At 73.2% G+C, this 14,871-nt stretch carries 14 protein-coding genes and 1 tRNA gene; 8 read left to right on the top strand and 7 right to left on the bottom strand.

Going from position 1 to position 14,871, the window contains the following annotated elements:
* The 3 genes from SJ20_RS03995 to SJ20_RS03985 form a co-directional block, all read right to left on the bottom strand.
* On the bottom strand, window positions 1–839 hold an 839-nt coding region (locus SJ20_RS03995; protein ID WP_044659025.1), incomplete at its 3' end, for a HAMP domain-containing protein.
* A 1-nt stretch (window position 840) separates the two neighbouring features.
* Window positions 841–1,551, bottom strand: a complete 711-nt coding sequence (locus SJ20_RS03990; protein ID WP_041103075.1) for a response regulator transcription factor — start codon at window positions 1,549–1,551, stop codon at window positions 841–843.
* 78 nt (window positions 1,552–1,629) lie between these two features.
* Window positions 1,630–1,893 carry a hypothetical protein gene (locus tag SJ20_RS03985; protein ID WP_041103073.1) on the bottom strand — a complete coding sequence of 88 codons (264 nt, stop codon included), beginning with the start codon at window positions 1,891–1,893 and terminating at the stop codon, window positions 1,630–1,632.
* Between the two features lie 211 nt (window positions 1,894–2,104).
* Here SJ20_RS03985 and SJ20_RS03975 point away from each other — a divergent pair, with 211 nt between their 5' ends.
* Window positions 2,105–2,488, top strand: coding sequence for a cold-shock protein (locus tag SJ20_RS03975; protein WP_020628350.1), 384 nt, complete (start codon window positions 2,105–2,107; stop codon window positions 2,486–2,488).
* Between the two features lie 3 nt (window positions 2,489–2,491).
* On the top strand, window positions 2,492–2,977 hold the full coding sequence (locus tag SJ20_RS03970; protein ID WP_041103071.1) for a DUF3027 domain-containing protein: 486 nt from the start codon (window positions 2,492–2,494) through the stop codon (window positions 2,975–2,977).
* Window positions 2,978–3,068: 91 nt separating this feature from the next.
* Here SJ20_RS03970 and serC read toward each other — a convergent pair whose 3' ends face one another.
* Entirely contained in the window at window positions 3,069–4,196 is a 1,128-nt protein-coding gene (gene serC / locus SJ20_RS03965; RefSeq protein WP_044659024.1) for a phosphoserine transaminase, read from the bottom strand.
* 128 nt (window positions 4,197–4,324) lie between these two features.
* Between serC and SJ20_RS03960 the strand changes: the two genes are divergently transcribed.
* The 3 genes from SJ20_RS03960 to SJ20_RS03950 all read left to right on the top strand — a co-directional run bounded on the left by SJ20_RS03960 (window position 4,325) and on the right by SJ20_RS03950 (window position 7,646).
* Window positions 4,325–5,047: a metal-dependent transcriptional regulator gene (locus SJ20_RS03960; protein ID WP_020628347.1), complete on the top strand. Its 723-nt coding sequence runs from the start codon at window positions 4,325–4,327 to the stop codon at window positions 5,045–5,047.
* A 159-nt stretch (window positions 5,048–5,206) separates the two neighbouring features.
* Window positions 5,207–5,701, top strand: coding sequence for an HNH endonuclease (locus SJ20_RS03955; protein ID WP_020628346.1), 495 nt, complete (start codon window positions 5,207–5,209; stop codon window positions 5,699–5,701).
* A gap of 76 nt (window positions 5,702–5,777) precedes the next feature.
* Complete coding sequence (locus tag SJ20_RS03950; RefSeq protein WP_041103066.1) at window positions 5,778–7,646, top strand: ABC transporter ATP-binding protein; 1,869 nt, start codon at window positions 5,778–5,780, stop codon at window positions 7,644–7,646.
* A 26-nt stretch (window positions 7,647–7,672) separates the two neighbouring features.
* Here SJ20_RS03950 and SJ20_RS03945 read toward each other — a convergent pair.
* Together SJ20_RS03945 and SJ20_RS03940 are read right to left on the bottom strand one after the other, a co-directional pair.
* Window positions 7,673–7,746 (bottom strand) — tRNA-Arg (locus tag SJ20_RS03945).
* Between the two features lie 43 nt (window positions 7,747–7,789).
* The gene (locus tag SJ20_RS03940; RefSeq protein ID WP_044659023.1) at window positions 7,790–8,437 is read right to left on the bottom strand and encodes a hypothetical protein; all 648 of its coding nucleotides are present in this window, start codon (window positions 8,435–8,437) and stop codon (window positions 7,790–7,792) included.
* 225 nt (window positions 8,438–8,662) lie between these two features.
* Between SJ20_RS03940 and pcrA the strand changes: the two genes are divergently transcribed.
* From pcrA to sucD, 3 genes are all read left to right on the top strand, one after another.
* Window positions 8,663–11,224, top strand: a complete 2,562-nt coding sequence (pcrA, locus tag SJ20_RS03935; protein ID WP_044659022.1) for a DNA helicase PcrA — start codon at window positions 8,663–8,665, stop codon at window positions 11,222–11,224.
* 184 nt (window positions 11,225–11,408) lie between these two features.
* Window positions 11,409–12,578, top strand: coding sequence for an ADP-forming succinate--CoA ligase subunit beta (gene sucC, locus SJ20_RS03930; RefSeq protein ID WP_044659021.1), 1,170 nt, complete (start codon window positions 11,409–11,411; stop codon window positions 12,576–12,578).
* Window positions 12,579–12,605: 27 nt separating this feature from the next.
* Entirely contained in the window at window positions 12,606–13,526 is a 921-nt protein-coding gene (gene sucD / locus SJ20_RS03925; RefSeq protein WP_044659020.1) for a succinate--CoA ligase subunit alpha, read from the top strand.
* A gap of 126 nt (window positions 13,527–13,652) precedes the next feature.
* On the opposite strand, the gene SJ20_RS03920 is transcribed toward sucD, so the two are convergent.
* Window positions 13,653–14,783, bottom strand: coding sequence for a VIT1/CCC1 transporter family protein (locus tag SJ20_RS03920; RefSeq protein WP_041103056.1), 1,131 nt, complete (start codon window positions 14,781–14,783; stop codon window positions 13,653–13,655).
* Between the last annotated feature and the right edge of the window lie 88 nt (window positions 14,784–14,871).

The following is a 14,871-nucleotide window of genomic DNA, read 5'->3' as shown; positions in this document are numbered from 1 at the left end:
GTGCGCAGCTCGTGGGAGGCGTCCTGCACGAAGCGGCGCATCTTGTCCTCGGAGATCTCCTTGTCCCGGAACGCGGACTCGATGTGCGCGAGCATGGCATTGAGGGAGCGGGAGAGCCGGCCCACCTCGGTGTCGGGCGCCGCGCTCTCCACGCGCTGGCTCAGGTCGCCGGCGGCGATCTTGGCGGCGGTGCGCTCCACGCGGTTCAGGGTGCGGAACGCGCGCTGGACCGCCAGGTTGGCCACGATCACGGTGCCCGCCGTCGCGAGCAGGCCGATGGTCACGACGATCGAGGTGACGCGCTCGACGGAGGAGGTCACGCTCTGCAGGGGAAGGGCCACGGCCATGGTGCCGTCGCCGCTGCTGAGCCCGTACAGCTGCACGCGCCAGCCGCTCGAGTCCGGCTGTGTGCCGGGCACCTCGAAGGAGGCGGAGCCGCGCTCCAGGGCCTCGGCCGGGGTGATGTCCGGCAGGGCCGGCTCGTCCGCACCCGGCATCACCGGGGTCTGGACGACCCGCGCGCCCTCGTTGTCCCACACGACGCCGTAGAAGCGCAGGATGGGCAGCTGCGGCATGTAGTACTCGCCGGTCTGGGCGACGTTGGCCAGGTACATCGAGACGGTGTCCCGGTTGGCGGCCATGTCCTCGTCCAGCTGGCGCACCGCCTCCTGGCGGAACAGCACCGCGGTCGCCACGGCGGTCACGGCGACCAGGGCCAGCATGAGCGCCGCGATCATCACGACCAGCTTGGTGCGCAGGGACTGCCCCTGCCACGCGCCCCTCAGCCAGGCGCGCGGATGGCGGACGCGGGCCGCCGCGGCGTCGAGCCGCGCACGCACGTCAGCGCTTGTCCGCGGTGCGGAGCATGTAGCCGACGCCGCGCTTGGTGTGGATCATCTTCTCGCGGCCGCCGACGTCGATCTTGCGGCGCAGGTAGGAGATGTAGGACTCGACGATCGAGGCGTCCCCGTTGAAGTCGTACTCCCACACGTGGTCCAGGATCTGGGCCTTCGAGAGCACCCGGTTCGGGTTCATCATGAGGTAGCGCAGCAGCTTGAACTCGGTGGGGGAGAGCTCCACGACCTCGCCGCCGCGGCGGACCTCGTGCGCGTCGTCGTCGAGCTCGAGATCGTCCACGCGCAGCACCGCCGCGTCGTCGTCGTCGAGGGAGGCAGTGCGGCGCAGCACGGCGCGGATGCGGGCGACCACCTCGTCGAGGGAGAACGGCTTGGTCACGTAGTCGTCACCGCCGACCGTCAGGCCGGTGATCTTGTCCTCGGTGCCGTCCCGCGCGGTGAGGAACACGACGGGGAAGTGACGGCCGGCGGAGCGCAGGCGGCGGGTCACGGTGAAGCCGTCCATGTCCGGGAGCATCACGTCCAGCACGGCCAGGTCCGGCTGGAACTCCTCGGCGGCGTCCAGGGCCTCCCGGCCGTTGGCCGCGGCCGTGACCTCGAAGCCGGCGTAGCGCAGGGACGTGGAGAGCAGCTCGCGGATGTTGGGCTCGTCGTCCACCACCAGGAGGCGTGCTTCGGGGTTCTGAGGCTGCATGGGGCCCAGTCAACCGCCCCGACCTGGGAACACCCTGAAAGGGTGCTGGATGTCACGGGGCGTCGTTGGCCCGACGGCTCAGGGGCGCGAGCGCCGGACGGCGCCCAGCACCACGTGCAGCAGCATCAGGCCGAAGCCGACGGGCAGGCCGAACAGCGCGAGCGCGAACAGCGCCGGGGACGCCGGCCACGCCAGGAAGTACGCGACCAGCAGGGCCACCAGGGCCAGAGCGGACACCGCCGTCACGGCCACGCCCAGCACCAGGACGACGCCACGACCGCCCCGGTGATCGGCGGGGTCGGCGGCGGGCGCGGAGGCGGGGAGGGTGGAGGTCCGAGGCATGCCCGCCACTCTAGTCGGGCTATCCTGGGAGGTCATTGACGACCACGTCCTCCGCCGTCCCCTCCGGGCGCACGGCCAGGCTGGTCCCACCGATGCCGCGGCGCACCGCCACGCCGGTGCCGGACCCCGCCGACCCGAGACGAGAGCACGGCCGCCCCTGCGGCGCCGGCCCGACGCGGTGGACCCACATGACGAGGAGCAGGTGACGCACATGCCCACCGGGCGCATCAAGTTCTACGACTCGACCAAGGGCTTCGGGTTCGCCCAGACGGACGAGGGCGAGGAGGTCCACGTGCCCGCCTCGGCCCTGCCGGCCGGGGTGACCGAGCTGCGCGGAGGCACCCGCGTGGAGTTCGGCGTGGCCGAGGGCCGCCGCGGCAAGCAGGCGCTCTCGCTGCGCGTGCTCGACGCCGCACCCTCGGTGGTCCGCAACCACCGACCCGGCGCCACCGAGATGGCCGTCCTCATGGAGGACCTCATCACGTGGCTGGACCAGACCTCCAACGGCCTGCGCCGCGGCCGCTACCCCCAGCGCGCCCAGGCGCAGAAGATGGCGCAGGTGCTGCGCCGTGTCGCCGACGATCTGGAGGCCTGAGCCATGACCACCCACGACGACGCCCCGCGCGTCGACCACCGGAGCCCCGACGCCGAGCCCGCGCCCGCGGAGGAGAGGGCGGCCGTGCCGCCCGCGCGTCGCCGGGCCCCGCGCCGCGACGAGCTGCTCGCCGCCGCCGTGGACGCCGCCCGCGCGGGGCTGGCCGGGCTGGCCGCCCCGGACGAGGTGGGGGAGCACGTGGACGTGCTCGTGGACGACGACCGGCTCCTGACGCACCGCTTCGCGTGCCGCATGCCCGGCTACGCGGGCTGGCTCTGGTACGTGACGATCGCCCGGGCCCCACGCGCCAAGCAGGTCACCGTGTGCGAGACCGGCCTCATGGCGGGGGAGGGTGCGCTCGTGGCGCCCCCGTGGGTGCCGTACGCCGAGCGCGTGAACGAGGAGGAGCGCGAGCGGCTCAAGGCCGTGGCCGAGGGCCGCGTGCCCGGCGCCCCGGCGCCTGAGACCGCGCCGGACGACCGCGGCTGAGACGGCGCGCCCCGGCTGACCCGCCGGGGCGGACACGCAACGGGCCCGCGGTGGAGTCCCCCGCGGGCCCGTGTCCCCGTCCGGGGACGGCTCAGGCCAGGCGCTCGACCACGTGGTCGATGCAGCGCAGCAGTGCCGCGACGTCCTCGGGCTCGATCGCGGCGAAGGTCGCGATCCGCAGCTGGTTCCGGCCGAGCTTGCGATAGGGCTCCACGTCCACCACGCCGTTCGCGCGCAGGGCCTGGGCGACCGCCGCCGCGTCGACGTCGTCGGAGAAGTCGACGGTGCAGACCACGGCGGAGCGGTCCTCGGACCGGGCCACAAAGGGCGTGGCGAAGGACGACGCCTCGGCCCACGCGTACACGCGCGAGGAGGAGTCGGCGGTGCGGGCGGTCATCGCGTCCAGCCCGCCCTGACCGTTCATCCAGCGCAGCTGCGCGTCCAGCATGACGAGCGTGGCCAGCGCGGGCGTGTTGTAGGTCTGGTCCTTGAGGGAGTTCTCCACGGCCGTGGCCAGGTCCAGGAACGCCGGGATCCAGCGGCCGGACTCCTTGATCTCCGCGACCCGCGCCAGGGCCCGCGGGGAGAACAGCGCGAGCCACAGACCGCCGTCGGACGCGAAGTTCTTCTGCGGCGCGAAGTAGTACACGTCCGCCTCGGACACGTCCACCGGCAGGCCGCCCGCGGCCGAGGTGGCGTCGACGACGACCAGCGCGTCCTCGTCGATGCCCGCGGGGCGGACGACGGGCGCCATCACGCCGGTGGAGGTCTCGTTGTGCGGCCACGCGTACACGTCGACCCCGGCCACGGCCTCCGGCTCGGGGCGGGTGCCCGGCTCGGAGGTGCGGATGTCCGACGGCGCCAGGAACGGCGCCTGGTCGGTGGCCTTGGCGAACTTCGAGCCGAACTCGCCGAAGCTCAGATGCTGGGCGCGCTCGCGGACCAGGCTGAAGGCGGCCGCGTCCCAGAACGCGGTGGAGCCGCCGACGCCGAGGATCACCTCGTAGCCCTCCGGCGCCGAGAACAGCTCGGCGACGCCCGACCGGACGCTCGCCACCAGGTCCTTGACCGGCTTCTGACGGTGCGACGTGCCGAGCAGCCCGGCTGCGTCCTGGAGCGCGCTCAGCTGCTCGGGGCGGACCTTGGAGGGGCCGGCGCCGAAGCGGCCGTCGGCCGGCAGCAGGTCCTGGGGGATGGTGATCTCGGCGGGGGAGGTCATGCGTGCTCCTGACGCTTCGGGGTCGCGGGTCGCGCCCATTCTCCCGCGCCCGGGACCACCGGCCGTCCACGTGACTCACGCCTCGCTAGGATGTCCGGGACGAAGAGCCCGAGGGAAGAGGACGTGCCATGACGGATCTGATCGACACCACCGAGATGTACCTGCGCACGATCCTCGAGCTCGAGGAGGAGGGCATCCCCCCGCTGCGCGCCCGCATCGTCGAGCGTCTGGAGCACTCCGGCCCCACCGTCTCCCAGACCGTGGCCCGCATGGAGCGGGACGGGCTGGTGCACGTGGGCGCGGACCGTCGGCTGGAGCTGACCGTGGCGGGCCGCGAGCGGGCCGTGTCCGTGCTGCGCAAGCACCGCCTGGCCGAGCGCCTGCTCGCGGACGTGATCGGCCTCGAGTGGGAGCTCGTCCACGAGGAGGCCTGCCGCTGGGAGCACGTGATGAGCGACCAGGTGGAGCGCCGCCTGCTCACGCTCCTGGAGAACCCCACCGAGACCCCCTACGGCACCCCGATCCCGCCCCGGCCCGAGCAGGCCTCCGCCGAGGACTGGAGCCGCGACATGGGCCTGGCGGGCGCCCGGCTCTCCGAGGAGGCCGCCACCGCCGGCCGGTTCCGCGTCCGCGGGCTGGCCGAGGGCGTGCAGACCGACCCCGAGCTGCTGGCCCAGCTGGCCGGCGCCGGCGTGACCCCCGGCCGTGTGGTGCGTGCCGAGGCCGCCCGCGACGCCGGGTACATCCGGGTCGAGGGCGAGGCGGAGGACGGCGCGGCCGCGGACGGCGGGGCCCTCGAGCTGGCCGAGGCCACGGCCGCGCACGTGTGGGTCGAGCGTCTCGACGGCTGAGGCGCGGCGCGCCGTCGTCGTGCGTGACGGGGGCGTGATGGCCCGGTGACGGGCCGGTGAACCTCTTCCGCCGCCGCAGGCGACACGCGGCGCGCCGATGCACCCGCGTCTAGCGTGGGGACACGACGCCCCTGTGTCCCCACGCTTCCGAGGCCCCCGATGCGCACACTCGTCCTCAACGCCGGCTACGAACCCCTCTCGGTCGTCTCCGACCGCCGGGCGCTGCTGCTCGTGGCCACCGGCAAGGCGAGCGTGCTCGAGGACGCCGGTGACCCGATGCGCAGCCCCACCCGCGCGTGGGGCCGGCCCCTCGTGATCCTGCTGCACCAGTACATCCGGGTGCCCCACACGGACGCGGCCCCGGTCTCCCGCAAGGGCGTGCTGCGCCGGGACGGACACCGCTGCGCCTACTGCGGCGCCCACGCCACCACCGTGGACCACGTGCGGCCGCGCTCGCGGGGCGGCGAGAACTCGTGGGAGAACCTCGTGGCCTGCTGCCTGCGCTGCAACGGGGCGAAGGCGGACCGCTCGCTCGAGGCCCTGGGCTGGCGGCTGCGGGTGGAGCCGGTGCGCCCGCGCGGGGCCCAGTGGCGGATCCGCGAGCTGGAGCGGCCCGCCGAAGCGTGGCGGGACTACCTGCGCCTGGCGGCCTGACGCCGGAAGCGGAATCGCGCCCGCCCGTGCCCGGCGGTTCCTAGACTCTCCAACGGTCGAGAGAGCGGAGGGGCCCATGAGCATGGAGTCGGCGGCACGGATGTCCATGATGCGGATGACCCGCGGGCAGTCCGACGCCCAGCAGAGCCTCGCCCGCGGCACGGTGCGCCGGACCATCGCGTTCGCGGGCCGGTACCGCACCCGCCTGATCGTGTTCGTCGCGGCGTCCATCGTGGGCGCGGTGCTCGGCGTGGCCTCGCCCGTGCTGGCCGGCGACGTCGTCAACGCGATCACCGGCGGCGCGGACCGCGGGCTCGTGGTGCGGCTGGCCCTGCTGATCGCCCTCGTGGCCGTGCTCGACGCGGCGCTGTCCGTGTTCACCAAATGGCTCTCCGCCGGGCTGGGGGAACGCGTCATCTACGACCTGCGCACCGCCGTGTTCGACCACGTGCAGCGCATGCCGGTGGCGTTCTTCCAGCGCACCCGCACCGGCGCGCTCGTCTCACGCCTGAACAACGACGTGATCGGGGCGCAGTCGGCGATCTCGCGGACCCTCTCCGGCGTCGTCGCGAACGTGGTGTCCGTGGCGCTGACCCTGGGCGTCATGGTGGCCACCAGCTGGCAGGTCACCGTCCTGTCCCTCGTGATGCTGCCGCTGTTCCTGGTGCCGGCCCGGGCGGTCGGCTCGAAGCTGGCGGACCTGTCCCGCGAACGGGCCGGGCACAACGCGGCCATGGGCGACCAGATGACCGAGCGGTTCTCCGCTCCCGGCGCCACACTCATCAAGCTCTTCGGCCGCCCCGCCGCCGAGTCCGCCGAGTTCGCCCGCCGCGCGGACCGCGTGCGCGCCACCGGCGTGGACATCTCCGTGCGCCAGGCCGTCTTCACCACGCTGCTCACCCTGGTCTCCGCGCTCGCGCTCGCGGCCGTGTACGGCGTGGGCGGGCTCCAGGCGATCGCGGGCACCCTCGACGCCGGCGACGTCGTCACCCTCGCCCTGCTGCTGACCCGCCTGTACGCCCCCCTGACCGCGCTGGCGAACGCCCGCGTGGAGATCATGAGCGCGCTCGTGAGCTTCGAGCGCGTGTTCGAGGTCCTGGACCTGGAGCCGCTCATCACGGAGCCCGCGCGGCCCGCGGCCCTGCCGGAGGGGCCCCTGTCCGTGCGGCTGCGGGACGTGCGCTTCGCCTACCCCACCGCGGAGCAGGTGTCCCTGGCCTCCCTCGAGGAGGTCGCCGTGCTGGACACGCGCGGCGGCGAGGAGGTGCTGCACGGGATCGACGTGGCCGTGCCCGCCGGGGCCACCGTGGCCCTCGTGGGCTCTTCGGGTGCGGGCAAGTCCACCATAGCCTCGCTCGTCACGCGCCTGCACGACGTCACCTCCGGCGCCGTCGAGATCGGCGGCGTGGACGTGCGGGACCTCGCGTTCGCGGACCTGCAGCGGGCCGTGGGCATGGTGACCCAGGACGGCCACCTCTTCCACGAGACCGTGCGCGCCAACCTGACGCTGGCCCGCCCCGACGCGACGGACGAGCAGCTGTGGGACGCCGTCGAGCGGGCCCGCCTGCGCCCCGTGGTCGAGGCGCTGCCGGACGGGCTGGACACCGTGGTCGGCGAGCGCGGCTACCGCCTCTCCGGCGGCGAGCGGCAGCGCATGACGATCGCGCGGCTGCTGCTGGCGGCTCCGCGCGTCGTGGTGCTGGACGAGGCGACGGCGGCGCTGGACTCCACCAACGAACGCGCCATCCAGGAGGCGCTGGGGGAGGCGCTGGCCGGGCGGACCGCGATCGTGATCGCGCACCGGCTCTCCACCGTGCGCAGCGCGGACGAGATCCTCGTGGTCGAGGCCGGGCGGATCGTGGAGCGCGGCACGCACGCCGCGCTGCTCGCGGCGGGCGGGCGGTATGCGGAGCTCTACACCACGCAGTTCGCCGACGCGGAATGAGGCGGCGACCGGACCGGCCGCCCAGGTGCCCCAGGCCGGAATCGAACCGACGGCCTACCCTTTAGGAGAGGGTCGCTCTATCCAACTGAGCTACTGGGGCGCGGACCGTGCGTCGGTCCGGTGAGCGAGTCTAGCCGAGCCCTTCAGGCCGCCCGCGTGGCGCGACCACGACGGCGCCGCCCGGCCCACAGCATCACGGCCACCGCCAGCGCGAGCAGCGCCAGCAGGACCCAGCGGGTCAGCGTCAGGGCGGCGGCCAGGCCGGTGCCCGGGCCGCCGGCGGCGATCGCCTGCTCGATCGCGATGTTCTCGCAGATGTCCACGACCGCGAACAGCACGCCCAGCCCGAAGACGGCCCACTTGGCGCCGACGGGACGCAGGCGCCATGCGCCGACCGCGGTGACCGTCAGTGCCACGGCGATCGGGAAGATCACGCCGGCCGTCTTGTGCACCCAGTTCAGCTGGCCGCGGGCGTCCTCGTCCATGACCGCGGAGAGCGCGCGGATGTGGTCCTGCCCGTAGAACAGCAGGGAGTCCGGCATCGCCAGGCCGCCGCTGAGCTGGGTCATCTGCTGCAGCACCAGCAGATGGAGGTACGCGCCCACGAGCAGGGTGGTCACGATCAGCGCGCTCACCGGGATCGCCGGGCTGCCCTCGCGCTCAGCGGCCGCGGCGAGGTCCTCACGGACGTTGACGTCCCGCAGCGTGGGACGGGAGCGCGGGGACTCGGCGACCGGGCGCGCGGCGGGCCGCGACGGGCGCGGACGGGACTTGCGAGACTTCTGGGACACGGGGCACCTCCGCGGTCCATCCTCCCAGACCGGCCGAGCCGGTCCGGTCCCGCCCAGCCCCGCCCAGCCCAGCTCACTTTCGAACGTGAAATCGGGGTCATGGGAACTTTCGAACGCGAGATAGGCCCCACATCACGTTCGAAAGTGCGGACGGGCGGGGTGGGGCGGGGATGTCGACGGCGGCCCCGCTGTCGCGTCCGGGGCCGCGCCTAGACTGGGTCCGCCATGGCTGACCTCTTCTCCGCGCTCGGACGCACGCCCCTGAACCTCGACCGGACCCGCCGCCCCGCGGACCCGGAGACCGCCCTGCCCGGGCTCGTGCCCCCGGCCGTCACGCGCGCGGCCGCGGACCCCGAGGCCTGGGGCGAGGACGCCCGCCCGGCCGCTCCGGCGCACACTCCCGAGTCGCTCGTGGCGGGGCTCAACCCGCAGCAGGCCGCCGCGGTGACCCACACGGGGGCGCCGCTGCTGATCGTGGCGGGCGCCGGCTCGGGCAAGACCCGGGTGCTGACCCACCGCATCGCGTGGCTGCTCGCCACCGGCCGGGCGCGGCCGCACGAGATCCTCGCCATCACCTTCACGAACAAGGCCGCCGCGGAGATGCGCGAGCGCGTGGCCGGGCTGATCGGTCCCACCGCCCAGCGGATGTGGATCTCCACGTTCCATTCCTCCGCCGTGCGGCTGCTGCGCAACGAGGCCGCCAACATCGGGCTGAAGTCCACGTTCACCATCTACGACTCGGCGGACAGCCTGCGCCTGGTCACCACCGTCGCCAAGCAGCACGAGCTGGACCCGAAGCGCTTCGCGCCCAAGGCCCTGCTGAACCGCATCAGCTCCCTGAAGAACGAGCTCGTGGAGGCGGACGACTACGCCGCCACCGTGGCCGAGGGGGACCCGTGGGGCCGCGCCGTCGCCGCCGTCTACCGGGACTACACGGCCCGCCTGCGCCAGGCCAACGCCCTGGACTTCGACGACCTGATCGGCATGACGGTCCACATGTTCGAGGCGTTCCCGCGCGTGCTGGACAACTACCGCCGCCGGTTCCGCCACGTCCTCGTGGACGAGTACCAGGACACCAACCACGCACAGTACCGCCTGATCCGGCTCCTCGCCGGCCCGGCGGGCGACCCCGAGGGCGTGGAGACCCCCGGCGGCGAGCTGACCGTCGTCGGCGACTCGGACCAGTCCATCTACGCGTTCCGCGGCGCGGACATCCGCAACATCGTCGAGTTCGAGCAGGACTTCACGGACGCCGTCACCATCAAGCTCGAGCAGAACTACCGCTCCACGCAGACCATCCTGGACGCCGCCAACGCGGTGATCGAGCGCAACCCGGACCGCCGCCCCAAGCGCCTGTGGACGGCCGAGGGGGAGGGCCCGGCGATCGTCGGCTACGCCGCGGAGAACGAGTCCGCCGAAGCGGAGTGGATCGCCACCACCATCGACCGGCTGCAGGACGAGGACGGGATCCGCCCGGCCGACGTCGCCGTGTTCTACCGGACCAACGCGCAGTCCCGCGCGCTCGAGGAGCGGCTGGTGACGCGCGGCATCCCGTACCGGGTCATCGGCGGCACGCGCTTCTACGACCGCAAGGAGATCAAGGACGCGCTCGCCTACCTGCGGGTGATCGTCAACCCCGACGACGACGTCAACGTGCGCCGCATCCTCAACGAGCCCAAACGGGGCATCGGGGACCGGGCCGAGGGCGCCATCGCCGCGTGGGCCGAGCGCAACCGCTCCACGTTCTCCGCGGCCCTGCGCGACGCCGAGAACGCCCCCGGCATGGCCGCCCGCTCGCTCAAGGCCGTCCGCGGCTTCGTGCAGATGATGGACGACCTCGGCCAGGTCGCCGAGTCCGCCGGCCCGGCCACCGTCCTGGAGGCCGTCCTCGAGCAGTCCGGGATGCTGGCCGCCCTCCGCGAGTCCGAGGACCTGCAGGACGAGTCCCGCGCGGACAACCTCGGCGAGCTCGTCGCCGTCGTCCGCTCCTTCGAGACGACGCACCCGGACGGCACCCTGTCCGACTTCCTCGAGCAGGTGGCGCTCGTGGCGGACGCAGACCAGCTGCCCACGGCCCCGGACGTGGAGGGCGAGGCGCTCGCCGAGCAGCAGGGCCAGGTCACGCTCATGACGCTGCACACCGCCAAGGGCCTCGAGTTCCCCGTGGTGTTCCTGACGGGCATGGAGCACGGGGTGTTCCCGCACGCCCGCTCGATGACGGACGAGAAGGAGCTCGCGGAGGAGCGCCGTCTGGCCTACGTGGGCCTGACGCGCGCCCGCCGTCGCCTGTTCCTGACGCGCGCCGAGGCACGCTCGCTGTGGGGCCAGCACCAGTTCAACCCGCCCAGCCAGTTCCTCGGGGAGATCCCGGAGACGCTCATCGACTGGGAGCGGGAGGGCACCACCCGCTCGGCCGGCTCGTTGAGCCTGACCGGCGCCGGCACCTCGCGCTACGCGGGGCGGTTCGGGGGCGGCCGGCCGGCCTGGCGGTCCCGGGACGACGACGGCGCGCGACCCCAGCGCCTCACCCGCGGGGACGAGCCGGCGGACCTCACGGTGCCCTCCGGCGTGGTGCGCGGGAAGGCGCCGAGCCGGGTGCAGCCGCAGAAGGAGATCGTGGCGCTCAGCCCGGGCGACCGCGTCTCCCACGCCACGTTCGGCGAGGGGCGCGTGGACGCCGTCGCGGGCGCGGGGGACAAGACCGTCGCGACCGTCACCTTCGACGCCACCGGGGCGCAGAAGCGGCTGCTGCTGCGCTACGCCCCGCTGACGAAGGTCGAGGGCTGACGGGACCGGCCCGCCGACCCCCCGGTCGCCCCGGGGCGTGGACTACAGTGAGCCGTGGAACGCCGCCGTCCGCCGCCCCGCCGTGCCCCCGCGCCCGGCCCGGCCACGGAGGGGGCGTCGACGTCGGCCGCGCCCGCGGGTGAGGCCGGCAGACCCTGTCTTCGACCAAGAAGGACACACCACCGTGGACCTGTATGAGTACCAGGCGCGCGATCTGTTCGAGGCGCACGGCGTCCCCGTGCTGGCCGGCATCGTTGCGCAGACCCCGGACGAGGCCAAGGCGGCCGCGGAGAAGATCGGCGGCGTCACCGTCGTCAAGGCGCAGGTGAAGGTCGGCGGCCGCGGCAAGGCCGGCGGCGTGAAGGTCGCCAAGACGGCCGACGAGGCCTACGAGCACGCCAAGGCCATCCTGGGGATGGACATCAAGGGCCACACCGTGCACCAGGTCATGATCGCCCAGGGCGCCGACATCGCCGAGGAGTACTACTTCTCCGTGCTGCTGGACCGCGCCAACCGCACCTACCTGGCCATGTGCTCGGTCGAGGGCGGCATGGAGATCGAGCAGCTCGCCGAGGAGCGCCCCGAGGCCCTCGCCAAGGTGCCCGTCTCCCCGCTGACCGGCATCGACGCCGAGACCGCCCAGAAGATCGTCACCGAGGCGGGCTTCCCCGAGGAGCTGCGCGCCGACGTCGCCGAGGTCATCCAGAAGCTCTGGGAGGTCTTCGAGAAGGAGGACGCCACCCTCGTCGAGGTGAACCCGCTGGTGAAGACCGGCGACGGCACGATCCTCGCCCTGGACGGCAAGGTCTCCCTCGACGACAACGCGGCGTTCCGCCACGAGGACCACGCCGCCCTCGTCGACGAGCGCACCGAGGACCCGCTGGAGGCCAAGGCCAAGGCCAACGGCCTCAACTACGTGAAACTGGACGGCCAGGTCGGCGTGATCGGCAACGGCGCCGGCCTCGTGATGTCCACCCTCGACGTCGTCGCGTACGCCGGCGAGCAGCACGGCGGCGTGAAGCCGGCCAACTTCCTGGACATCGGCGGCGGCGCCAACGCCGAGGTCATGGCCAACGGCCTCGACGTCATCCTGGGCGACGAGCAGGTCAAGTCCGTGTTCGTGAACGTCTTCGGCGGCATCACCGCGTGCGACCAGGTCGCGAACGGCATCGTCAAGGCCCTCGAGATCCTGGGTGACACCGCCACCAAGCCGCTGGTCGTGCGCCTGGACGGCAACGCCGTGGAGGAGGGCCGCCGCATCCTGCAGGAGGCGAACCACCCGCTCGTCACCCTGGCCGCCACCATGGACGAGGGCGCCGACAAGGCCGCCGAGCTCGCCCACTCCGCGAACTGACCGTTCGGAAAGACTGAGGAAACAGCTATGTCGATCTACCTGAACAAGGACTCCAAGGTCATCGTCCAGGGCATCACCGGCGGTGAGGGCACCAAGCACACCCGCCTCATGCTCAAGGCCGGCACGAACATCGTGGGCGGCGTGAACGCCCGCAAGGCCGGCACCACCGTGTCCCACGAGGACAAGGACGGCAACGCCGTCGAGCTGCCCGTCTTCGGCACCGTCAAGGAGGCCATGGAGAAGACCGGTGCGGACGTGTCCGTGGCCTTCGTGCCGCCGGCCTTCGCCAAGGACGCCGCCATCGAGGCCATCGAGGCCGAGATCCCGCTGCTCGTGGTCATCACCGAGGGCATCCCGGTGCAGGACACCGCCGAGTTCTTCGCCCTGTCCCAGTCCAAGACCGGCGAGGACGGCAAGCCGAAGACCCGCATCATCGGCCCGAACTGCCCCGGCGTCATCACCCCGGGCGAGGCCCTGGCGGGCATCACCCCGGCCACCATCACCGGCTCCGGCCCCATCGGCCTCGTGTCCAAGTCCGGCACGCTGACCTACCAGATGATGTACGAGCTGCGTGACTTCGGCTTCTCCACCGCCATCGGCATCGGCGGCGACCCGATCATCGGCACCACCCACATCGACGCCCTCGAGGCGTTCGAGGCCGACCCGGACACCCAGGCCATCGTGATGATCGGCGAGATCGGCGGCGACGCCGAGGAGCGTGCGGCCGAGTTCATCAAGGCCAACGTCACCAAGCCGGTCGTCGGCTACGTGGCCGGCTTCACCGCCCCGGAGGGCAAGACCATGGGCCACGCCGGCGCCATCGTCTCCGGCTCCGCCGGCACCGCGCAGGCCAAGAAGGAGGCCCTCGAGGCCGCGGGCGTGAAGGTCGGCAAGACCCCGTCCGAGACCGCCCAGCTCATGCGGGAGATCCTGCAGGCCCAGGCCTGATCCCGCGGTGGGGGGCGCCGATGCCGGCGCTCCGCACCGGCAGGCGGATGCACCACGGCCCCTGTCCCTCGTCCTGAGGGGCAGGGGCCGTGTGCTGTGCGGGGCGGAGCAGGCGGTGGGCGCCCGTCAGCCCACGTTCGCGCCGAAGAGCAGGCCGAGCACGTACGTCACGGCAGCGGCGCCGAAGCCGATCGCGAGCTGGCGCAGGCCCCGAGCCAGCGGTGAGGAGCCGGACAGCAGCCCGACCACACCGCCGGTGAAGAGCAGGGCCACGCCCACCATCGCCGCCGCCAGGCCCAGGGCCCACAGCCCGGACATGCCGAAGATGTACGGCAGGATCGGGATGAGTGCGCCGGAGGCGAAGAACGCGAAGCTGGACAGGGAGGCGCTCCACGCCGAGCCGATCTCCGCGAAGGAGTCCGAGTGGTCCACCGGCCCCTGGGAGCCGTCGGGACGGGCGGAGAACTGCGGGTTGCAGTCGCACGTGAGATAGCCGAGGCGCTCGAGCGCGCGGTGCTCGGCGTCCTCGGGCGTCATGCCGCGGGCCAGGTAGACGAGCGTGAGCTCGTTGTGGTCCAGGTCCAGGTGCTGGGCCGCCTCGAGGGTGATCTGGGTGGGGGAGGAGGCCTCGAGCAGCTCCCGCTGGGACCGCACCGAGACGTACTCGCCGGCCGCCATGGACAGCGCGCCCGCCAGCAGGCCGGCCACGCCGGTGAACAGCACGACGGACGGCGCCACGCCCGTCGCGCCGATGCCCATCACGAGCGCCAGGTTGGAGACCAGCCCGTCGTTCATGCCGAAGACGGCGGCGCGGAAGTTGCCGGCCAGCTGCTCGCGACCCCGGGCGGCGAGGCCGCGCACGACCTCCTCGTGGATGGCCTCGTCCGCCACCATGCCCTCGGGGGCGTCCTGGTCCTCCGCGTAGGGAGTGTCCGACTCGGCGCGCTGGGCCAGGGCCAGCACGAACACGGAGCCGAAGATCCGCGCGAGCCAGCGCAGCAGGATGCGGTGCAGGGAGGGGCGCGGCGGGTTCTCGGCGTGCTCGCCCAGGAGGGCCCGCCAGTGCTGTTCGTGGCGGCGCTCGGCCTCGGCGAGGCCGAGCAGGATGTCGCGCTCCACGCCGTCCTTGCGAGCGGCGATGTCGCGGTAGATCTGGCCCTCGGCGATCTCGTCGGCGAGGTAGCGGCGCCAGCGTCGGACCTGTTCGCGGGTCGGCTCGGGACGTGCCGCGGGCGTGGCGGTGTGGGCGGGGCTCATGGGGCTCCATCGGATGGGCGGGCGGGGACGGGCGGCGCCGTCGCGGCCGGGCGCGCCCGACCGGCCAGTCTACGCCGTCGCTACCATG

Source organism: Micrococcus sp. MS-ASIII-49 (genome assembly GCF_000946635.1).
GTDB classification, from domain to species: Bacteria; Actinomycetota; Actinomycetes; order Actinomycetales; family Micrococcaceae; genus Micrococcus; species Micrococcus luteus.
This window is presented reverse-complemented; position numbering and strand designations above follow the sequence as displayed.